The sequence below is a fragment of the Agrobacterium sp. DSM 25558 genome (assembly GCF_900100825.1).
Classification (GTDB): domain Bacteria; phylum Pseudomonadota; class Alphaproteobacteria; order Rhizobiales; family Rhizobiaceae; genus Agrobacterium.
In genome coordinates, this window is the sequence record NZ_FMUD01000013.1 from 117,200 (window position 1) to 137,156 (window position 19,957).

At 56.6% G+C, this 19,957-nt stretch carries 16 protein-coding genes and 1 pseudogene; 9 read left to right on the top strand and 8 right to left on the bottom strand.

Annotated elements, in window-relative coordinates; all coding sequences use genetic code 11:
* Positions 1 to 39: 39 nt before the first annotated feature.
* From DSM25558_RS13185 to DSM25558_RS13200, 4 genes are all read right to left on the bottom strand, one after another.
* Positions 40 to 792: an ABC transporter ATP-binding protein gene (locus DSM25558_RS13185; protein WP_077105219.1), complete on the bottom strand. Its 753-nt coding sequence runs from the start codon at positions 790 to 792 to the stop codon at positions 40 to 42.
* Complete coding sequence (locus tag DSM25558_RS13190; RefSeq protein ID WP_077105220.1) at positions 786 to 1,853, bottom strand: FecCD family ABC transporter permease; 1,068 nt, start codon at positions 1,851 to 1,853, stop codon at positions 786 to 788. The genes DSM25558_RS13185 and DSM25558_RS13190 overlap by 7 nt, the downstream gene beginning before the upstream one ends.
* On the bottom strand, positions 1,854 to 2,990 hold the full coding sequence (locus DSM25558_RS13195) for an ABC transporter substrate-binding protein (protein ID WP_077105221.1): 1,137 nt from the start codon (positions 2,988 to 2,990) through the stop codon (positions 1,854 to 1,856).
* A 96-nt stretch (positions 2,991 to 3,086) separates the two neighbouring features.
* Positions 3,087 to 4,220 (bottom strand): ABC transporter substrate-binding protein, encoded by a 1,134-nt coding sequence (locus DSM25558_RS13200; protein ID WP_077105222.1) that lies wholly within the window; start codon positions 4,218 to 4,220, stop codon positions 3,087 to 3,089.
* 110 nt (positions 4,221 to 4,330) lie between these two features.
* On the opposite strand from DSM25558_RS13200, the gene DSM25558_RS13205 reads away from it, so the two are divergent.
* The 8 genes and pseudogenes from DSM25558_RS13205 (at position 4,331) to DSM25558_RS13240 (ending at position 13,076) form a co-directional block, all read left to right on the top strand.
* A complete protein-coding gene (locus tag DSM25558_RS13205) occupies positions 4,331 to 5,140 on the top strand; it encodes a class I SAM-dependent methyltransferase (RefSeq protein WP_077105223.1) in 810 nt (269 codons plus the stop codon).
* A 317-nt stretch (positions 5,141 to 5,457) separates the two neighbouring features.
* A pseudogene (locus tag DSM25558_RS13210) lies at positions 5,458 to 6,756 on the top strand (sugar ABC transporter substrate-binding protein).
* 65 nt (positions 6,757 to 6,821) lie between these two features.
* A complete protein-coding gene (locus tag DSM25558_RS13215; protein WP_077105224.1) occupies positions 6,822 to 7,763 on the top strand; it encodes a carbohydrate ABC transporter permease in 942 nt (313 codons plus the stop codon).
* Between the two features lie 10 nt (positions 7,764 to 7,773).
* Positions 7,774 to 8,613 carry a carbohydrate ABC transporter permease gene (locus DSM25558_RS13220; RefSeq protein ID WP_077105225.1) on the top strand — a complete coding sequence of 280 codons (840 nt, stop codon included), beginning with the start codon at positions 7,774 to 7,776 and terminating at the stop codon, positions 8,611 to 8,613.
* Between the two features lie 39 nt (positions 8,614 to 8,652).
* The gene (locus DSM25558_RS13225; protein ID WP_077105226.1) at positions 8,653 to 9,738 is read left to right on the top strand and encodes an ABC transporter ATP-binding protein; all 1,086 of its coding nucleotides are present in this window, start codon (positions 8,653 to 8,655) and stop codon (positions 9,736 to 9,738) included.
* Positions 9,739 to 9,762: 24 nt separating this feature from the next.
* Positions 9,763 to 10,656: an SMP-30/gluconolactonase/LRE family protein gene (locus tag DSM25558_RS13230; RefSeq protein WP_077105227.1), complete on the top strand. Its 894-nt coding sequence runs from the start codon at positions 9,763 to 9,765 to the stop codon at positions 10,654 to 10,656.
* Positions 10,657 to 10,691: 35 nt separating this feature from the next.
* Positions 10,692 to 11,663 (top strand): mannonate dehydratase, encoded by a 972-nt coding sequence (locus DSM25558_RS13235; RefSeq protein WP_077105228.1) that lies wholly within the window; start codon positions 10,692 to 10,694, stop codon positions 11,661 to 11,663.
* A gap of 60 nt (positions 11,664 to 11,723) precedes the next feature.
* Entirely contained in the window at positions 11,724 to 13,076 is a 1,353-nt protein-coding gene (locus tag DSM25558_RS13240) for a polygalacturonase PglB (RefSeq protein ID WP_077105229.1), read from the top strand.
* Between the two features lie 105 nt (positions 13,077 to 13,181).
* Here the strand turns inward: DSM25558_RS13240 and DSM25558_RS13245 are convergent, their stop codons facing one another.
* The 4 genes from DSM25558_RS13245 to DSM25558_RS13260 all read right to left on the bottom strand — a co-directional run bounded on the left by DSM25558_RS13245 (position 13,182) and on the right by DSM25558_RS13260 (position 18,591).
* On the bottom strand, positions 13,182 to 14,489 hold the full coding sequence (locus DSM25558_RS13245; protein ID WP_077105230.1) for an NtaA/DmoA family FMN-dependent monooxygenase: 1,308 nt from the start codon (positions 14,487 to 14,489) through the stop codon (positions 13,182 to 13,184).
* Entirely contained in the window at positions 14,486 to 15,739 is a 1,254-nt protein-coding gene (locus DSM25558_RS13250; protein ID WP_077105231.1) for an acyl-CoA dehydrogenase family protein, read from the bottom strand. Before DSM25558_RS13250 ends, DSM25558_RS13245 begins: the two co-directional genes overlap by 4 nt.
* Positions 15,740 to 15,872: 133 nt before the next feature.
* Positions 15,873 to 16,961, bottom strand: a complete 1,089-nt coding sequence (locus DSM25558_RS13255; protein ID WP_077105232.1) for a rhodanese-like domain-containing protein — start codon at positions 16,959 to 16,961, stop codon at positions 15,873 to 15,875.
* Positions 16,962 to 16,986: 25 nt separating this feature from the next.
* Complete coding sequence (locus DSM25558_RS13260; RefSeq protein ID WP_077105233.1) at positions 16,987 to 18,591, bottom strand: ABC transporter substrate-binding protein; 1,605 nt, start codon at positions 18,589 to 18,591, stop codon at positions 16,987 to 16,989.
* A 404-nt stretch (positions 18,592 to 18,995) separates the two neighbouring features.
* On the opposite strand from DSM25558_RS13260, the gene DSM25558_RS13265 reads away from it, so the two are divergent.
* Complete coding sequence (locus tag DSM25558_RS13265) at positions 18,996 to 19,841, top strand: NADPH-dependent oxidoreductase (RefSeq protein ID WP_077105234.1); 846 nt, start codon at positions 18,996 to 18,998, stop codon at positions 19,839 to 19,841.
* Positions 19,842 to 19,957: the final 116 nt, after the last annotated feature.

Consider the following 19,957-nt stretch of genomic DNA (forward strand, 5'->3'; position numbering starts at 1 on the left):
GCGCCACCTCAGCATGAGGACAGAGTATGCTGTTAAACCTCAAGCCGTCCCATCGACCAGAATGAACGGTTGCCCACGCGAACACATCTCAATGCGCGCATCCACCTTGTAGATGTTCCGCAGCATATCTGGCGTAATCACAGCAGACGTCTTGCCACTGACCGCCATCTCGCCACCGGCGATGACGATGGTGTGTTCGCAGTAGCGCAGCGCATGGTTCAAATCGTGCAGGGCGATGAGAACAATCATGCCTTCGCGACGGGCGAGGTTGGTGATGAAATCCAGCACCCCGACCTGTCGGTGAAGGTCGAGCGCCGATGTCGGTTCGTCCATCAGCAGGACTTCCGGTTTGCGCACCAGCGCTTGTGCCAGCGATACCAGCTGGCGTTGACCACCGGACAGTTCGCCTAGCCCGCGAAATGCCAGATCGTGGATGTTGAGCGCCTTCAAAATGGCGTCGATTTCAGCCAGTTCGTCATCATGCACCTTCCAGCCGCTGCCCTGCTTGGCAGACAGAAGAATGGATTCGTAGACCGTCAGAACGGCATTGGCACCGGTGTCCTGCGGCATGTAGCAAATGGTGCGCGGACCCTGCTCCGTCTGCGACAGCGTCACGACGCCAGGGCCTTTGATCAGGCCGGCGATGCGTTTGAACAGCGTGGATTTTCCAGCCGCATTGGGGCCGATGACGGCGGTTATGCTGCCAGCTTCCAGCATGTCCATAGTGACATTGGCCAGCACCGTCGCGCGCCCGTATTTGGCACCGACATCCTGAAGGGCGAGGGCTACCATGCGCGTCTCCTGTTGGAGAAGATGAGGACAAAGAAGAAGGGCACGCCGACAAGCGCCGTAATGACGCCGATGGGCAGAATGGCGCCGGGGATGAGGACCTTGCTGACGACCGATGTAACGGACAGAAGCAGCGCGCCGCAAATGACCGAACCAGGCAGGAAGAAACGCTGGTCTTCCCCCACCACCATGCGGGCGATGTGCGGGCCGACGAGGCCGATAAAGCCGATGGTGCCGACGAAGGAAACAGGGATGGATGCCAGCAGGCTGACGGTCAGCATGGTGTGCAGGCGCAGGCGGCGCACGTTGATGCCCATGCTGGCAGCCTTGTCATCGCCCAGACGAAGCGCCGTCAAGGCCCATGCGTTTTTCATGAATAGCGGCACGGTCAAAACGAGGATCGCAGCTGTGACATAGACCTTGGCCCATGTCGCCTTGGTCAGGCTGCCCATGGTCCAGAACACGACGGCGGCCAGCGCCTGTTCGGACGCCAGATATTCCAGCATCGAAAGCGCGGCGTTGAAGGTGAAGACCAGCGCAATGCCCAGCAGCACGATTGTCTCAACCGTCACGCCACGCATGGTGGAGGCGAAGTGGATGAAGAGTGCTGCCACCATTGCCATGACGAAGGCGTTGATCGGCACCATATACTCGACCGCACCAGGAAAAAGCGCGACACCGCCGACCAGCGCAAGCGCTGCACCAAAGCTGGCGGCCGCCGAAATGCCAAGCGTAAACGGGCTGGCAAGCGGGTTGGCGAGAATGGTCTGCATCTGCGCGCCTGCAACGGACAGCGATGCACCAACCGTAACGGCCATCAGCGCTATCGGCATGCGGATGTCCCAGATGACGACGCGCAGCTGGTTGGCCACACCGGCGGGATCGAGAACCGCGCTGATCACCTGAGACAGCGTGTAGCGTGCCGGGCCAAGCGCCATGTCCGTCGCAAGGCTAAGACACAGCGCGACAACGAGCCCGACCAGTATCAGAATGCGCCGGGCGGCCAGAGCGCGATATTGCGCCCCGCCAGTCTTCTCGACATAGGTTTCCACGATGGACGCCATTTAATTCGAGCCTTTTTCAAGTGAAACAAAATATCCGGGCTTGTAGGTCACGGGCAGAAACTTCTCGTGAAATTCTTCGAAATTCTGTTCCGGGTTCAGATCGGCAAAAAGCTCCGGGTGAAACCACTTTGCAAATTGCTGGATGGGAAAGAACTCGTAGGGTGCGCCATAAAACTGGTGCCAGACAGCGTGAACGTTGCCCGTCTTCACCGCATCTAGTTCTGGGAAGGGGGTGCGCGTCATCAGCTTGGCCAGCCGCTCACGCGACAGGTCCATGTCGGCACCACGGCCAACCGGCACGAACTGGTTGATATCGGATTCCGCGGCCCAGTTGGAGCCGGTGACAATGATGTGCTCGGGGTTGGAAACGATAAGCTGTTCAGGATTGAGGTCGCCGAAGGTGGTCTTGATGACGTCGGACGCTATGTTGTGCCCACCCGCCTGCTCGATCATCGCGCCAAAATTGACCGGACCGAAGGTGCGGCAGCAATTGTCTTCGCCAGAAATCCCCGGCGCACGCTCGATAAACACGCCCGGACGCTTCAGATCCTTGACGGATGCCAGCCTGTCGGTCACCAGCGCAATCTGGTCGTGACGATAGGCTATGAATTCTTCTGCGCGGGGTACGGCTCCGAAAATCTGGCCGAGAACGCGAATGGAATTTTCGCTGTTCTTTTCCGGGTCCAGACGGAAATCGAGATAGACGACCTTGATACCAGCCGCCGCCGCCTTCTCCTCGAAGCCGCTTTCCTTGGCGGTCTTTTCAACCTCCAGATTGAGCGTGATGACATCTGGCGTCAGCGCAATCGCCGCTTCAAGGCTGAAATCGCCCTGCGGAAGATAACCGAACAGCGGCAGCTTTTCGATCTGCGGGAAACTCTCGATGTAGGCCTTATAGCTGTCGGGGTCTTTTTTCACGAGATCGTCGCGCCAGCCGACGATGGTATCGAAGGTCTTTTCGCCACGCAGGGCTGCGATAACGTGAACTTGGCGGGCTTCACCCACGATGACGCGTTTGGCAGGCACGTCGATGTCGACCTTGCGGCCTGCCGCGTCAACGATTTCAGTTGCCAGGGCTGGTGTTGCAATGAGGGCCAATATGAAGGCGGCGATCCGCTTAAAATTCCTGAACGGCACGGGCGGTCCTTTCGATCTAAAATGTACTTCGGCGAAGCCGTAATTTACGGCTCCGCCTGATGTCCGATCGGCGCTCCCCCTTCGCCGTTCCGATATTTACTTGTCGTCCTTCAGGGACACGAAGTAGCCAGGCTTGTAGTCAAGCGGCAGGAACCTTGCATGCAATTCCTTGAAGGTTGCTTCCGGGTCGAGGTCCTTGAACAGCTCCGGGTGCAGCCACTTGGCAATTTCCTGAATGGCTACGAATTGGTACGGGTTGTTATAGAACTGGTGCCAGATGGCGTGAACATTGCCGTCTTCGACCGCCTTGACGCCGGTAAAGGCCGGACGCTTGGTCAGGTTTTCCAGCTTGCGACGGGCTTCCTTGAGGTCCGCGCCGTAACCGACACCAACCCAGTTGCCGCCGGGAACGTAAGCATCCCACTTGCCGCCTGTCACGATGATCTGCTCGGGGTTGGAGGCAATCACCTGCTCCGGGTTCACCGTGCCGAAGGTACCCGGAATGATGTCTTTTGCCATGTTGATGCCACCGGCGATCTCGACCATCTTGCCGAAATTCTCGTTGCCGAAGGACATGCAGCAATCGTCGGAGTAACCGCCTGCGCGCTCAACGAACACGACCGGGCGCTTCGGCTTGTCCTTGTCCAGCACGTCGGTGACGCGCTTGATGCTGTCAGACCGGAACTTGATGAACTCTTCAGCGACGTCCTGCTTGCCCATCAACTGGCCCATAACGCGCATGCTTGGCTCGGTGTTTTCCATCGGCTTTTCGCGGAAGTCGACATAAACCAGGGGAATGCCGACCTTGCCGAGCTTCTCGATGTAACCGGCTTCTTCGGTTGCCGTCTTCGCATCGATGTTCATCAAAATGACGTCTGGCTTCAGGGCCACAGCCTGTTCGATATCGAACGTGCCGTCCTTCATGCCGCCGAAGGTCGGAAGCTTGGCGATCTCAGGATACTTCGCGAGATAAGCCTCATAGGATTCCGGGTCTGCCTTTGGTAGGTCATCGCGCCAGCCGACGACGTGTTCAAACGGGTTTTTCTTGTCGAGCGCGGCAAGGAAATAGATCTGTCGGCCTTCGCCGAGAATGACGTGCTTCACCGGCACGTTGACCTCGACATCGCGGCCCGTCACGTCCTTGATCGTCACCTTTTCGGCAAACGCGGGGAAGACAGTGGAAACGAGAAGACCCATTGCAAGAGCGGCGGATTTGCCTGTAATGCGCATCGAAATTGTTCTCCGGTAAAACTAACGGCGCTTTATTGTTTTATGACTGTTAAAGTCAAGTTTTATCTTTTAGAGCATTTCGAAAGTGACGGTCGCGAAGGTTGGATGTGATGAAAAGCGCAGATAATTACGGGAATAATTTTGGTCTTCGCGACGAAATAAAAGCGTATTGGTCAATCCGTGCAGCGACCTTTGATCTGTCTCCCGGTCATGAAATCTTCTCCGAAGAGGAACGGGCGGCCTGGCATCGACTGGTGGAAAAACATATCGGCAGAGGTGAAGGCAAAAGCGCTCTTGACCTCGCTTCAGGCACCGGCGTGATCTCGCATTTGATGGACGATCTAGGCTACCGCGTTACCGGGCTGGACTGGGCGGAGCCGATGCTGGAGCGCGCCAAGGCAAAGGCGAAAAGCCGCAATCGAGCCATTTCCTTCCACATGGGTGATGCGGAAAACACAATGGAGCCGGATGGTGCCTATGATGTCATCATCAACCGCCATCTGGTCTGGACGCTTGTCGATCCCAAGGCTGCGTTTCGCGAATGGTTGCGCGTGTTGAAGCCAGGCGGCAAGGTGCTGATCGTCGATGGCGATTTCGTCAATGTCAGCTTTGCAGAGAAGATGCTGAAAAGCCTTGCGAACTGGTTGCAGAAGCGCGGTATCTTGAAAGCCGACCCGTTGCACGCTCCTGCGGAGCTTATGGGGCAGCACAACAGCATTCTTTCCCGCGTCTATTTCTCGCATGGCGCGCGGGCGGATGCCGTTGCGTCCATGCTGCGCGAAACAGGTTTTGAAGATGTTGCAATCGATACCGATCTGCGTGAAATCCATAAAACCCAGGCAAAGCACTGGAATGTTCTGAAGGCTGCGGCGCGGGGTATTCAGCATCGGTATGCGGTCTGCGGTCGCAAACCGGCATAACTATCAAAACCTGCTGTATTTAACGTCTTTAGGCGGGCCGCATATTTGACATGCTTGGCTAATGGCAAAACTTGTCCATAGATTTGCGTCCTGCTCACCACGACATTGCGCTCTATCCCCTCCATCATATTTCAAATAGCTCCCATTTTGTGGCCAAGGTCGTGCGGGATCCATCTCCTAAGATTAGTTACTTATGATGTAATATATTAGCGCATAAGTTTCTTGTATTGTCTGATGACTTGGAATACTCATCAGTTGAATTTCGAGGTGTCCTCCCATCTGTACGCCTCGTTCAGGGAGAAAACGTGGAGGTAGGAATGCATAAAAGGTCTTTGAAAGCTCTGCTCGTTGGCTGCTCTATTTTGTGCGGCGCTTATGGTGCGCAGGCGCAATCCATCAGTGTTTGGTCAAGGCAGACAGATGAATCCATCAGTGTTTTGAAAGCGTTGACAGATGCATTTACAGCCGATACCGGCATCAAGGTCGAAACCTTCAACACGGGTATCGATTTCGAGCAACGTCTTGCACGCGCCGCTGCCGGTCGTACTCTCCCCGACATCGTTTTGAACGATACGACTGCCATGGGTCAGATGAGCCAGATGGGCATTCTCAAGCCCATTGATCCATCGAAGATCGCTGGTAGTCAGGACGTTTCCACGTCGGCATGGGATGGGGCCAAGGCCAGCGACGGCCAGTTTTATTCCTTGCCTATTTCGGCCCAGTCATTTGCCATGTTCATTCGCAAGGACTGACGCGAAAAGCTGAACATGCCGCAGCCAAAGACTTGGGAAGACGTCCGCAAGCTGGCAGAAGCCTTTACCAAGCAGGACCCGGATGGCAACGGCAAGGCCGATACGTTCGGTATGGCTATTCCCGGTTCCACGACGCGCGGATATGCCAGTTGGTTCATGAGCAGCTTCATTTGGCAGGCTGGTGGTGACTACGTAAAACAATTGCCAGACGGGTTCGTCCCAACGCTCGATACGCCGCAGGTTGCCGAGGCGCTGACCTATGTGCGTGGTATGATTTGTGACAAGCTGGCTCAGCCCGGTGCTATCAACGCCACAACGGGCGACACGCTGCCGACATTCCGTTCCGGCCAGACCGGCATCTTCATTTCCGGTCCATATCACATTCCGCAGATCGACGCCGAGCCGGGCAAGGATAAGACGAAAGTCGTCATGCTGCCCGCCGGCCCCGGTGGCATCGCTTCCCTTTCGGAGGGCACCAGCGCCTATCTGCTGAAGAGCGTCAAGGATGAAGACTCCGCCAACAAGTTCCTGGCGTTCCTTGTCTCGCCAAAGGGCCAGGAAATCGCCATGGCGCAGGGCTCAGGTCGTACACCAATCGTTCGTTTGCCTGTTAACACGAAGGTCGATGTGAACGCCGTTCGTAACGATCCGCGCTGGATGGTCTTCAAAGAGACGTTCGATAAATATGGGCATTATATGCCCGCCGTTCCAAACTGGACGGCAATCCGCACCGTTACTGGTGAGGGCTTCAACCGTATTCTGGCACAGTGCGATGCCGACGTGCCGACGGAACTGAAGGCATTGAACGAGCAGGTCAAGATCGAATTGAGTGGGCAGAACGCGCTCTCTGCGTCCCAACAGTAAACAGCTTCGCATGCGTCGCTGCAAACGTGGCGACGCTTGCACCAAGCTCAGTCTCTGAGGTCAATATGTCCGTTACGCCCCAAAATTCCGCTGTCGGAAGCGCCAAGACCACATCTGGCGCGACGCGGCGTCCTGTGAAACGGCGTCTGCGCACCGTGATGACGCCGTGGCTGTTTCTTGCGCCGGCGCTGATCATTTTCACATGGTTCAAGTTTTATCCAATGATCTCGGGCTTCTCCATGTCGTTTTATGACGTGCAGTTCTATTCCGATAGCAAGTGGGTCGGGTTGGACAATTTCTACCGCGCGTTTAGCGATCTGGCGTTGCGCACTGCGGTCATCCACACCACGATTTATGTTATTGTCGGAACTCTCTCCGCCTGCGTCGTCGCCTTCTTCATGGCATTGACGCTTGAAGGCCCCGCGCGTCATCTCGGCATTATCCGGACGGCGGTCTTTTTACCGGCGATCACCAGCGTCGCGATTATCGCCGAAATCTGGCGCATTCTGTTCAATTCCGCCGATTACGGCCTCATAAATTCGATTCTCGGTTTCATTGGCATCGAGCCGCAGGGGTTCCTTTCCGACCCCAACCAAGCACTTTGGGTGCTGATCCTGATGAGTGCCTGGAAGAGCGCTCCCTATGATATGGTCATCTTTGTCGCTGGTCTTGTCGGCGTGAACCGGGAGCTTTACGACGCTGCAAGCGTCGATGGTGCCAGTGCTTGGCGCAAGCTCTGGCATGTCACATTGCCCGGCATCATCCCGTCGATTTCGGTCGTCCTCATGCTGTCCTTCATCCGTGGCTTTCGTGTGTTTGCCGAAGTTTATGCCACCACTGGCGGCGGTCCGGCTGGTTCGACGTCAACCATCATGACGCATATCTACAAAGTCGGTTTCGAAGACCTGAACTATGGCTACGCCTCCGCCGTCTCATTCATGCTGCTGCTCTTCACCGTCGCCTTGACGTTGCTGCACATGAAGGTCAAATCCAAGCTTACATCGTAAGGGGCGTTCGATGAAAACTTCTCATCTGCTCAATTTCGCCCGGTATGGTCTTTACGCCATCCTCATCGTTATCTTCGTCGGTCCCTTCTGGGGCGCTCTCGTCACTGCCTTCAGCGGTGTCAGCCTCAAGCCGGGTCAGTTGACCCTGATCCCCCAGAGCCCGACGCTCGAGAACTTTCGGATTGCGCTTTTCGACATGAAAGTCTGGCGCTACCTGATGAACTCGGTGATCGTGGTCATCGTGGGAACCGGGCTGCAAGTCACGGTGAGTGCCCTGGCAGCCTATGCCTTGGCTCGCAAGAAATTCCGTGGCGCTGCTGTCGTCAGCTTGCTCATTCTGTGCACATTGATGTTGCCGGAAGAGGTGATTGCCATTCCACTTTATCTGGTGATGCAGAAAGAACTGCCGATCATCAATGTATCGATCTACAACACATATTTGGCCATGATCCTGCCAGTCGTGGGCTGGGCGTTTTCGATCTTCATGCTAACAGAGTTCATGCGTGCGATCCCTATGGAACTGGAAGAAGCAGCGCGTATCGATGGTGCGAGCGAGTGGCAAATTTTTTCCAAAGTCATATTACCTCTCGTGCGGCCCGCACTTGGAACCGTGCTGATCTTCGGCTTCATCATGATCTGGGACCAGTATCTGTTGCCTCTAATCGTGGTGAACGACAAGGACCTGATGACGCTGCCGGTCGCGTTGGGCTCGCTTCGCGTGGATGACACGATAACGCCGAACATTCTGGTTGCGGCAACTCTCATCGCTATGGCCCCCAGTATCATCGTTTATCTTCTGCTTCAGCGTCAATTCAATCGCGGCATCATGGCCGGCGCGGTCAAAGGCTAATCGCGCCACTTGCGCAGAAACAATCTTAAGAGGAATGAAATGGGTGCAGTTTCCCTACGGGGCGTTTCCAAGTCGTTTGGTGTCGTTGATGTCATCAAGGACGTATCGATAGACATCGCAGAGGGTGAGTTTTGCGTGCTGATCGGGCCAAGCGGCTCCGGTAAATCGACGTTGTTGCGCATCATCGCTGGCTTGGAAACGGCCAGTGAAGGCGAAATCCACATCGGTGGACGCGATGTTACCGACCTTGAGCCAAAACAGCGCGACATTGCCATGGTGTTCCAGAGTTACGCGCTCTATCCGCAAATGACTGTCCGCGAAAACATGAGCTTCGCCCTGCGCCTTGCGCGACGCCCGAAAGACGAGATCAATCAAAAGATCGATCAGGTGTCGCAAGTGCTCGGACTGGAAAAGCTGCTGGATCGGTTGCCGAAGGAACTTTCGGGTGGTCAGCGTCAGCGCGTGGCCATGGGCCGCGCAATCGTGCGCAACCCTGCCGTCTTTCTCTTCGATGAGCCGCTTTCGAACCTCGACGCCAAGCTGCGCAGCCAGGTTCGCGGTGAAATCCGCGATCTGCACCACCGCTTGAGCACAACATCGGTTTACGTCACGCATGATCAGGTCGAAGCCATGACGATGGGACAGAAGGTTGTCGTCCTGCGTGATGGCCGGGTCGAGCAGGCTGGCACACCCTTGGAACTTTACGATTTGCCCGACAGCATCTTCGTGGCAAGCTTCATTGGCTCGCCAGCCATCAATATGATGAATGCGACGATCGGTGCTGACGGGAAAAGTCTCGCTCTGCGCGACAGCCAGGGCCGGTTGCCGGTGCCGGGAAACTATAGCGCCTTTGGCGGCAGAGACGTTGTGGTCGGCATCCGACCGGAATATCTGGACGTCGTGCCGCAAGATACCGCTGACGCGCTGCCTGCAACCGTCCGTGCGGTGGAAACGACGGGTTCGGATACGACCGTGATATGCGATAGCCCGGTGGGACAAATACTTGTTTCATCCAAAAGCCGTAGTCCGCTGCATATGGGAGAAAACGTGGCATTGCGCGTGGCAGACGGCAAGGCATTGCTGTTCGATAAGCAGACCGAGCGGCGATTGGTGCCTTCGGCATAAGATATAAGCGCAGATTGGGAAAGCATGACAGACCATCACCCGCCCCACTTTACCGCTGAAAGAATTGCCCGGACGGGCTGCACCGTTGGGGAAACGCCGGTCTGGGAACCGGAACATGGGCGTGTAACATGGGTCGATTCTCCCGGTGCTGCGTTGTACCGGGTGACGTATCCCGATGGCGTTGTAGAGCGGTTTGACTTGCCGTTGCACGTTGGGGCTCTGGCTATCCATGCAGACGGCGGCTTCATCGCTTCCACAGAGCGCGGCTTTGCCAGGCTTTCCATCGTTGATGGTGTCGTAGACCTTGAGTTTGGTGCGGGGCCCGATCTCACACCCGGCTGGCGGATGAATGACGGTGCGTGCGACCGGCAGGGGCGGTTCTGGTCCGGCTCCATGGCCCCGGATACCTCAGCCCCCGGAGCGTTTGGTACGCTTTTCAGTATAGAAACCGAAGGGAAAGTTCTGGAAAGGGGCGGGCGTTTCCGCACGCAAAACGGTCTTGCCTGGAGCCCGGATGGCAAGTCGATGTATGTTTCAGATTCCAACCCCATCAATCCCCATGTCATGATGCATGACTATGATCCGGCCACGGGCGACTTTACCAATGAGCGACTGTTTGCGGATAAGGCCACCCTCGGTGGTCGCCCGGATGGTGCAGCGATAGATGTGGATGGTTGCTACTGGATCGCAGCGAGCGACAGCGGCCGCGTTTTGCGTATGACGCCCGATGGTAGAATAGATGCGGAAATTCGCATCGATGTACCAAATCCCACGAATATTTGTTTCATAGGCAGCGATCTGAAAACGGCCTTCATCACCACGCTTCGGGCGGGCGGCACCGGCCCGGGTGGCGACGTCTATGCCGTGGATCTGCCCTATCAGGGGCTGGCCGAGCCGCGCTATCATTCAGGCCGATAACGGCCACGTCACGAATTCCAATTGGAGGAACGCACATGTATCTCGGAACGCAAATTCCCGCACGCCATGACGACGACTACCGGGTGATGAAGCAGCTTGGTGTCAACAACATCTCCGCAACGCCGCCGGGTGACTGGCGGACCTGGGATCGCCCCACACTTGAGGCCTTCCGCGAGAAGATCGAGAGCTTCGGCCTTGTACTCGACATGACACAGCTGCCGATGCCATCGACCCGCGTCGATCGTGATGTGCCCTGCAAGGATATCATGCTGGCTGGCCCCGATCGCGATAGCCAGATCGATGGCATTTGCCGTCTGATCGAGAACTGCGCGGCTGTCGGCATTCCCTCAGTGCGTTACAATTTCAACTATATCGGCATTCCACGCACGCCGATGGAGCCCGGTCGTGGCGGGTACATGGCAGAGGCCTTCCGCCTGGATTTGGCCAACCCCAATGAACCAACCCCGGAAGGGATAGGCTCGATCGATGAGGATACGATCTGGGAGCGGGTGGATTACTTCCTCGAGCGTGTCGTGCCTGTGGCGGAGTCCGTTAACATCCGTCTCGCCTGCCATCCGCATGACCCGGCAACGCCGCCAGGCTTTATGGGCGTAACGCGCGTGCTGGGAACCGTGGAAGGAATGAAGCGCTTCGTCCAAATGCACGAAAGCCCCGTTCATGGTCTCAATTTCTGCATCGGCACACTCGGCGAAATGGTCGAGGATGTCACGGAAGTGCCTGCCATTACCCGGTGGTTCGGAGAGCGCGGCAAGATCATGAACATCCATTTCCGCAACATCGTTGGCAAGCGCTACTCGTTCCGCGAAAGCTTTCTGGAAGACGGCGATATCGACATGCCGGCGGTCATCGATGCACTGCGCGACACCGGTTATCAGTACATGGTCATGCCGGACCACGCCCCGACTCTTGCTGGCGAAAACCAGCAGCAGGTCGCTTTCGCGTTTTGCTACGGCTATATCGCAGCCCTTCTTCAAACTCGTTGCTGAACCGGATGGCCCGCAGATGCGGGCCGCCTTTTGAATATAGCAGAAACCAACAGGTCATCCATGTCAGCCTCCCAAACCATCCGCATTTCACCACAAGCCGATGAAATCACACATAAACTGCAATCTCTATTCGATAGGCAGGCGGATGCATTGCATGTCGTACTGGAGCCCGGCATTCATACATGTGGAGGTTTGAGCCTGCGCTCCGATTTGACAATCGAGATTGCGGACGGTGCGGAGCTACATTTCATTCCAAGCTATGATGCCTATGCCAAAACGACGGTGGCCATCGTTGCGGAGGAAAGCGATCGGGCAATGATGACGGCGGTTGGTGCTGCCAACATCGCGCTTATCGGTGGCGGGCGTATTTTCTGTGCTGGCTCTACGAAATATACGCATGGTGATGACGGCGATATGGGTACCCTGACGGCAGCGCGTTATCGCCCGCGTATTCTCGTTCTGGACGATTGCCGCGACATCCGCATCGAAGGCCTGCGCATTCACGATTCACCCATGTGGACGATGCATTTTGCCGGTTGTGAGAACATCGAGGTGAAAGGCGTGGAAGTCGATAACGACCGCCGCATGCCAAACACCGATGGCATTGTTATCGATGGTTGCCGCAACGTGCACATTTTCGACAGCACATTCCGCACCGCCGATGATGGTATTGTACTGAAGACCACACGCCGTGAAGATGGGTCGCTGACAGGGCCTTGCGAAAACGTAACCGTTCGAAATTGCATCGTTGAAAGCCGTTCCTGCGCGCTCAAGCTCGGAACAGAGAGCTTTTCGCCTTTCCGCAATATTTCTTTCGAAGACGTCCGCATCGAGAAATCCAACCGTGGGCTGGGCATTTTCTCTCGTGATGGCGGCGTGGTCGAGGGCATCCGCTTCGTGCGCATCACCGCCGATTGCCATGAAACACCGGCAGGTTTCTGGGGCTCTGGTGAGGCGATCACGATCACCGTTCTTGATCGCTGGCCGGAAGAGTTTCCAGCTGGTAGCGTCAGCGACGTGTTGATCGAAGACGTCTCGGGCTCCATGGAAGGTGCGATCAACATGGTGGCCGAACACGAGGGAGGTATTTCCAACATCACCTTGCGCCGTATTTCTCTTGAGCAACATGCAGGACCGTTGAAGACCGGGCTTTGCTACGATATCCGCCCAACCATTGAAGACCGTTTCGACCGATTTCCAATCGGTGATAAAAGCGCAGGCCGCGTAAACGCATGGCGTTTCGGCCCAGACGGCAAAATCATCGGCTTGATCGACTACCCCAACGGAATTCCCGGAATTTTCGCAAAGGGTGTCTCCGGTCTTGTAACAGAGGACATCCAGATTACGCGGCCCGAACCGTTGCCTGAAAACTGGAATTCCGAGATCGTGGTGGTTGCCAGCGCCGCTGAGTGATAGAGCAAGGAATTTGCTCGTCGAGCGAGACGAGATGAAGAGCAGGCGGTCTTTTGCCATAGAGGCAAGATCGCCACCCAACGGCGCTTCGCTCGCCGATGGACCTTACGACGGATATGGCAGTTGGTATTTGTCTCTTATCGTTCGGCCTTCATATTCTCTCGGGTATACCTCGCGATCCTGCAAAATCGGTACGACCTGATCCACGAATTCGATAATATCATCGGGCGCGCGTGGTGGTTGAAGGGTGTAGCCGTCTACGGTTCCATCCTGCCAGAGATCGATGATGCCATCGGCGACGTCTTCGGCGGTGCCGAGCAGCAGGCGGTGATGTCCCTCTGATCGGCGCACGACCTCTCGCGCGGTCAATCGTTCATGCGCAAGCAGATCGGACAGGCCAAGGCCCATGCCAACTGCCCATTGTCGGTTCTGGTCCGGTATGAACTGTTCGGCATTGAGCACGGCATCCGGGTCGAAACGATCGGGGTCAAGGCCATTCTCTTTGATGAAGCGTGCCAGAAGCCCGTCTTCGGACCCCGCGCCGCTGAACAGTTCATGCTTTCTCAGTGCTTCTTCGCGGGTCTCTCCCAGAATGACGACGAGGCCCGGCACAATGCGGATGCCGGATGGATCGCGGCCGAAAGCGACGGCGCGATCTCGTACTTTCTTGCCGAAGGACTGTCCGGCCGGGCGTGAGAGGATATTGCAATAGATGATTTCGCCATGGCGCGCGGCAAGGTCGATGCCGCCTTCGGACGCTCCCGCCTGGGCGATGACCGGGTGGCCCTGCGGTCCGCGCGGCACGTTGAGCGGGCCTTTGACGGTGAAGAATTCACCGGCGTGGTCGATGGGTTGGGCAGTCGCTGCATCCCAGAACCGGTCTTCCGGCAGGTCTTGTTCGCGGCGCTCGTCCCAGCTGGACCAGAGCTTTTTGGCGACGTCCAAAAACTCCGTGGCCTTCGCATAACGTTCGCTGCGCGGCGGCAGCGGCGCATTGCCGAAGTTTGCTGCGACGTTCGGATTGAAGGAAGACACGACATTGATAATCAGACGACCGCCCGAGACGATGTCGATGGACTGGGTTCGTCTGGCCAGATTGTAAGGCGAGTTATAGGTGGACGAGATCGTCGCCACGAACCCAATGTCAGGCACTTGAGCGGCAAGTGAAGTGGACAGGATCAGCGGATCAATGGTGTGAAAGGGTCGGCTGAGCGGATCGGTGAGGAGGGCGGGATGGTCCGATAGAAACACGGCGTCGAACCTGCCCTTATGGGCGATTTCCGTCAGGTGGCGATAATAGTCGATATCATTGATGTCGTGCCGGGTACCGGTGCGATATTTCCAGGCGTTGGGAAGATAGCCGGTGGTATTGATACCAACGTTTAGGTTCAGCCGGCGTTGTGGTTTGCTCATGCGTCTGCTTTTTCTTTGTCTGTTTGCACCGCTACTCCGACCCCGCCATTGGCGGGCGGCGAGGCACCGTTGACGGCGAAATCGCCAACGATCCTGTCGTGATAGATGCGTGGATTATGGGAGGTGATGGTGCGTGCGTTGCGCCAGTGGCGATCCAGCCCGTGGCTGCGTTTGGCCGAGGAAGCACCGAGAGCGTCGAAAAGCGTGGTGCAGGCGTCCAGTATCAAACTGCTGACAACCGTCACCGATTGGCTGACTTCGAGTTCGGCGTTGCGGTTGGTGAAAGCAATCTGCTCTTCGTCACGTGAAAGATTGGCATCATATGCGGCTTGCAAGGCCTCCGCGGCTTTCAGCACGATGGCACCTGCGGTGTAGGCCGCACCGCGCACTTCTCCCACGACCTGAAGAATCTGCGGGTCGTCCGAAAAGCGGTCGGCATTGCTGCGCTGGTAGACCCGCTTTCGATCCGCCACCAAGCGCGCCAGATCCGTGGCCGCGGCACGACCTATGCCGGCCAGGGATGCCAGATGGACCAGTTGGAAAAACCCGCCGGAATAGCTGAAACGCAGGGCGTTCGGTTTGATCAAGTCGTCTGAAATCGCCACATCTTTAAAACGTGCCGTGCCGCTTGCCGTCAACGCCTGCCCGAAACCGTCCCAATCATTGACGATTTCGACGCCGGGCGCACGCGTCGGTACGAGTGCACCGATAGGCTCGCCATCTCCATCCACCGCACCAAGCGTGATCCAGTCTGCGTAGAGAGAGCCGGTGGTGTAATATTTCTCGCCATTCAAACGCCAGCCACTTCCGTCCCTTATCAACTGTGTCGAATAGGTCCCAAGCCGTGTCTCACCCAGTTCCGAAAAGCCGCTGCCGATGGTGTCGCCCTCTCCTAGTCGGGCAAGCCAGGTGTCACGCCATGAACTCGGCGGTGCATTGAGCAAATCTTCCGTAAAGCCAAAATGGCTACGATAGGCGTTGGTGAGGTTGGGATCGGCTTCGGCGAGTTCGATGATCAGGCCGAAAAGTTCAGGCAGGGTTAGGCCGAGACCACCGTGTTGTTCCGGTAGGCGCAATTTAGAAAAGCCTGCCGCCTTCAAGGCGTCATAAGCATCGAAACGAAGTTGCCTGTCGAGATCGCGCGCCACTGTGCCCTTGGCAATCTGCGCGAAAATCGGGCGAAAACGGCTCGCGATTGTTTCGTAACGTTTGCTGGGTGGAGAACCCCAGGCGTGCAGCGTGTCAGTCATCGATAAATCCTGTGCGCGGAAGCATCCGAGCAATATCCGTGATGGTAGCAGCCGGGATTCCGGCTGCGAGTTAAAAATCCTTGGCCTGCAGGAAAGAAAAGCTTTGCGCGGCGTGCAAGGAGACACCGTTGCCTCAAGCAGCGACCTGCGCCGCTTGCTCGAAATCATGCAGATGAATGGCGATCTCGAAACCGCGCCGTTTCAGCCAATGTGCGACCACCCGCGCACGCGCGCCTAGAAGGTCATCAACGAGTATGACCCGTGCTCCACGCACGGCGATGGTGCGGTAGGCAACGCCAAGCAATTGGCCACCCTCAGACGAAATCGAGCCTGGAATGTGTGATGCAGCGAATTCTTCAGGCGTGCGAACATCGAGAAAATAAGTGGTTCGCTCCTTGTCCGCCAACCATCGTTCCGTGGTTGAACGGTCAATGAAGACGAGGTCGTCCTCTTTCGAAAAGGTCTCCAGACGAGCCTCGGCAAATCGCTTCGCGTCCGCGCTGGCGGGACGGTAAATCTCGAAGAGGCCTGTTTCTAGGTCAAAGCCATCATCCGTCCAGCCGCGTGTCCCGTCATGCAGATAGCTTACCCGGTTCTCGATCCCCGCATCGATCAATGTCTGTGCACCCAGGATCGCGCGTGGAAGTCCGGCGCAGGACACCACGATCTTTGTTTCGGTGGAGGGAACAAGGTCTGCGAATCTTAGCAGCAGTTCCGCGCCCGGCACGTTGATCGCGCCGGGAACATGCGCCTTCTCATATTCGGGCGTCGTGCGCGTGTCGATAACGACCACATCCTCACCCGCCTCCTTCCACACCTCGAGTTCGCGGGCGAAGACGACGGGCGTGTTCTTTTCTGCGCGGACCTTCTGCACGAAAGGCACGCCTGGAATGTCGAATGTCGGCAGGTTTTCAAGCCCGCCTTTGATCCAGGCGGGGATGCCGCCATCCAGAAAATGGATATTGCTCCATCCCTTCGCTTTCAGCCGCTCAGCAGACTGGCGTGCGACCTCCGTGCCATCGTCTACCAGCACCGTGCGGACGGATCGGCGCGGAACGAAACGGTCAAGTTCGGCATCTAGCCTGTCGGCGGGCAGATTGGTCGCAAACAGTGGCGATGCATAGCCGACATCGTCTACAGGCCGGATATCGATGACGGCAAGTTCCTCACCGTCTCCGAGCCAGTTGATGAGCGTGTTTTTGCTGATGGATTGCTCTGACATATTGATCTCCTTGAATGGTGTTCGGTCAGGAATTTGGATCGAGCCAAAGGTCGCCGAAGCTCCAGTTGAGCCCCTGTGCGCCGGTGACGTAGTTCTTCACTCTCTTGTGGGCGACGATCTGGCTGCCTGCGGCCACGAGGTCCACCGAGGCGACCTCGTCATGGATGAGATGCTGGAACCGGCTCCATATTTCTTTGCGTTTCGCCTCATCCGGCTCGATGGCTGCCGCCTCAAGCAGGGCGTCCGCTTGCGGATTCGAATAGTGAGCGGCGTTGGAAAAGGGCAGGCCGAGTTTGAAGTTCTTGCTCCAATAGGCGCGCTGTATGCCAAGCGAAGGGTCGAAGGTGTTGGAAAGAGATTCCACGACGAGGTCGAAGGCACGGTCGGTGTAGACGGTCTTGAGATAGGTCGGCAGATCGTATTTGCGGATTTCGACCGCGACGCCGATCTTTTCAAGCTGGTTGCGAATGACATCCGCAAACCCCGGTGTCAGATAAGAATTGTAGGTCAGTCGCACCGGGAACCGTTTGCCATCATCCTTGCGAGGATAACCCGCCGCATCCAGAAGCCGTTCGGCCTCCTTGGGATCATAAGGGTGAGGTTTGACTGACGGATCGTACCATCTGGTCAGTGCAGTGCTGACAGGGCTTGGCGAAATCTGACCGTAACCGAATAGGCCCACATTGACGATTTCCTCCAGGTTGATTGCCTTGGCAATGGCCAGGCGGACATCCTTCTTGGCGAAAATTTCGTTATCGTAGTTGAAAAATAGCTGCTGCTGCGGCCCCGCATAGGCATAGGTCGTCGTATCCAGCACAAGGTCGGGATTTTGCTTCAACCTGTCCAGATCGGCCAGCGGAACGGGGTTGTCGCCAATATCGACCTCACCGGTTTCCAGCGCGACCGCGCGCGCGGCAGGATCGGTGATGATGCGCAGCACGATGCGGTCGAGATAGGGTTTGCCTGCATCCCAGTAATCCGGATTGCGTTCGAAAATGAGATGGCTGCCCGGGCTCCACTGCGTCAGTCTGAACGGGCCGGTGCCGATGGCGGTCTTGAGTGTCTGTCCATCGCCGGTTTTCAGCGTTTCGAAAATATGTTTCGGCACGATGGGCGATTCGGAACTCGATTGAGCAGCGATCAGGAAAGGTGCCGGTTTGGACAGCACGATGATGGCCGTCAGCGGGTCTGGCTTCTCGACGGCAGTGACGTTCTGGTAGGTGATGCGACCGCGCGGGTGTGCCTCCTTGAGCCGGAAGATGGAAAAGGCGACGTCATCGGAGGTGAAATCCTTCCCGTCATGCCACTTCACGTTCGGGCGCAATTTGAACGTATAACGAAGATGGTCGTCCGAGACCGACCATTCGGTAGCCAGAAGCGGCTGTGGTGTGAGATCGAAATCGAATGTCAGCAGGCCTTCAACGATTTTCGGGCCGATGGCCTGACCTGTTCCTGAGGAGGTGTTGATGGCGAACAATGCGTTGCCTGGATCGACCCGATAAAGAAGATTGAGGGTTCCGCCCGAAACCGGGCGCCGAGAGGCGTCCGCTCCAAAGACAGATCCCGGCAGGGCCGTGCCTGCGGCGGCCAGAAGCAGTAACTGATTGAATTTGCGACGCTCTATACCCATTGCACTGTCCCCATTTCCTGTGAAAACCTGGTGTCGGATGGATTCAGCATGTCGGCAGACGTGTTTTTTCGTAAGAATAATTTTCTTCCGTGAGGCGCAAGAAATCATGTCTTCAGGAATTTAATTCCAACATGTTTGAGTTGTGCGTGAAAGCTTGCTTTTTGCTCTGGTGGGAGTAGGCACGTATTGCACGAGGCTGCATGAATACGGAACGGTTGAAATCGACTGTGACCGCGTGCTCTGCTCCGGACCGGAAACTTTCTTCCACGAGCGGGTTGTCGATTGGCAATGCGTTCCTCGGCTGTCTATGTTGGGCCGCATATGAATCATATGACCGTGCAGTTGCCGGGTCAGATGGCTGTAAAGCGCTTCAATCTGTTTTCTGATCGCCCAAGAGGTTTTCCATGACGATACATTCTTCTTCCATCACCGAAGGCGACGTTCCACAGCAGCGCCTTTTTGCGCGCTACGGCGTGGAGCAGGATTTTTCGCTGCCTTTCTGGAACAGTACGATTGATGCGCTGCTGAACCACCGCACCGCACGCGCCTATCTCCCAAAACCACTGCCCGAAGGCGCGCTGGAACTTCTGGTGGCCGCGGCCCAATCCGCACCGACCTCGTCCAATCTTCAGGCCTGGAGCGTCGTTGCCGTTCGAGATGAAGATCGCAAGGCGCGGCTCGCGGGCTATACAGGCGGCAATGCGCATATTCTGTCTGCGCCGCTGTTTCTCGTCTGGCTGATCGACCTGAAGCGGCTGAGAACCGTGGCCCAACAGCTTGGCAATGCGGGAGAGGGTCTCGACTATCTGGAAAGTTTCTTGATCGGTGCTATCGATGCGGCCCTCGCTGCGCAGAACGCCGTTGCGGCAATCGACAGCCTCGGTCTCGGCTCATGTTATGTCGGCGGTATTCGTAACAAACCTCATGACGTTTCCCGTGAACTGCAACTGCCGCCGGAAACGGTCGCTGTGTTCGGCCTCACTGTCGGATATCCCGACCCGGACGTCATCACCGACGTAAAACCACGTCTTCCACAATCCTCCGTGCTGTTTCACGAGACATATTCCGGTACGCCGGAGACGGATCTGGGTGCCTATGACGATGTGTTGAAGGCATTTCAAGCCAAACAGAACTTGCCGCAATCCGGCTGGACAGGCCCCATTGCAAAACGCGTCGAGAACGCAGATGCGCTGAAAGGCAGAGCGGAATTGATACAAACCTTGCGGACTCTCGGCTTCCCGATCAAATAGGAGCGACCTGCCCGGTATGCGGAAACTTACCGGGCGGTTGTGCTTGGAAAAGCGATCTCATCATGCGCATGATAAATAGTATAGTATATCTATAGAATAAATAATTATCCTTATAG

What these genes read in the sequence shown, in the direction of transcription:
- DSM25558_RS13200 (WP_077105222.1), bottom strand. Translation starts at nt 4,220, where the DNA reads ATGCGCATTACAGGCAAATCCGCCGCTCTTGCAATGGGTCTTCTCGTT.
- DSM25558_RS13185 (WP_077105219.1), bottom strand. Translation starts at nt 792, where the DNA reads ATGGTAGCCCTCGCCCTTCAGGATGTCGGTGCCAAATACGGGCGCGCG.
- DSM25558_RS13190 (WP_077105220.1), bottom strand. Translation starts at nt 1,853, where the DNA reads ATGGCGTCCATCGTGGAAACCTATGTCGAGAAGACTGGCGGGGCGCAA.
- DSM25558_RS13260 (WP_077105233.1), bottom strand. Translation starts at nt 18,591, where the DNA reads ATGGGTATAGAGCGTCGCAAATTCAATCAGTTACTGCTTCTGGCCGCC.
- DSM25558_RS13225 (WP_077105226.1), top strand. Translation starts at nt 8,653, where the DNA reads ATGGGTGCAGTTTCCCTACGGGGCGTTTCCAAGTCGTTTGGTGTCGTT.
- DSM25558_RS13215 (WP_077105224.1), top strand. Translation starts at nt 6,822, where the DNA reads ATGTCCGTTACGCCCCAAAATTCCGCTGTCGGAAGCGCCAAGACCACA.
- DSM25558_RS13230 (WP_077105227.1), top strand. Translation starts at nt 9,763, where the DNA reads ATGACAGACCATCACCCGCCCCACTTTACCGCTGAAAGAATTGCCCGG.
- DSM25558_RS13255 (WP_077105232.1), bottom strand. Translation starts at nt 16,961, where the DNA reads ATGTCAGAGCAATCCATCAGCAAAAACACGCTCATCAACTGGCTCGGA.
- DSM25558_RS13250 (WP_077105231.1), bottom strand. Translation starts at nt 15,739, where the DNA reads ATGACTGACACGCTGCACGCCTGGGGTTCTCCACCCAGCAAACGTTAC.
- DSM25558_RS13205 (WP_077105223.1), top strand. Translation starts at nt 4,331, where the DNA reads ATGAAAAGCGCAGATAATTACGGGAATAATTTTGGTCTTCGCGACGAA.
- DSM25558_RS13265 (WP_077105234.1), top strand. Translation starts at nt 18,996, where the DNA reads ATGACGATACATTCTTCTTCCATCACCGAAGGCGACGTTCCACAGCAG.
- DSM25558_RS13245 (WP_077105230.1), bottom strand. Translation starts at nt 14,489, where the DNA reads ATGAGCAAACCACAACGCCGGCTGAACCTAAACGTTGGTATCAATACC.
- DSM25558_RS13240 (WP_077105229.1), top strand. Translation starts at nt 11,724, where the DNA reads ATGTCAGCCTCCCAAACCATCCGCATTTCACCACAAGCCGATGAAATC.
- DSM25558_RS13220 (WP_077105225.1), top strand. Translation starts at nt 7,774, where the DNA reads ATGAAAACTTCTCATCTGCTCAATTTCGCCCGGTATGGTCTTTACGCC.
- DSM25558_RS13235 (WP_077105228.1), top strand. Translation starts at nt 10,692, where the DNA reads ATGTATCTCGGAACGCAAATTCCCGCACGCCATGACGACGACTACCGG.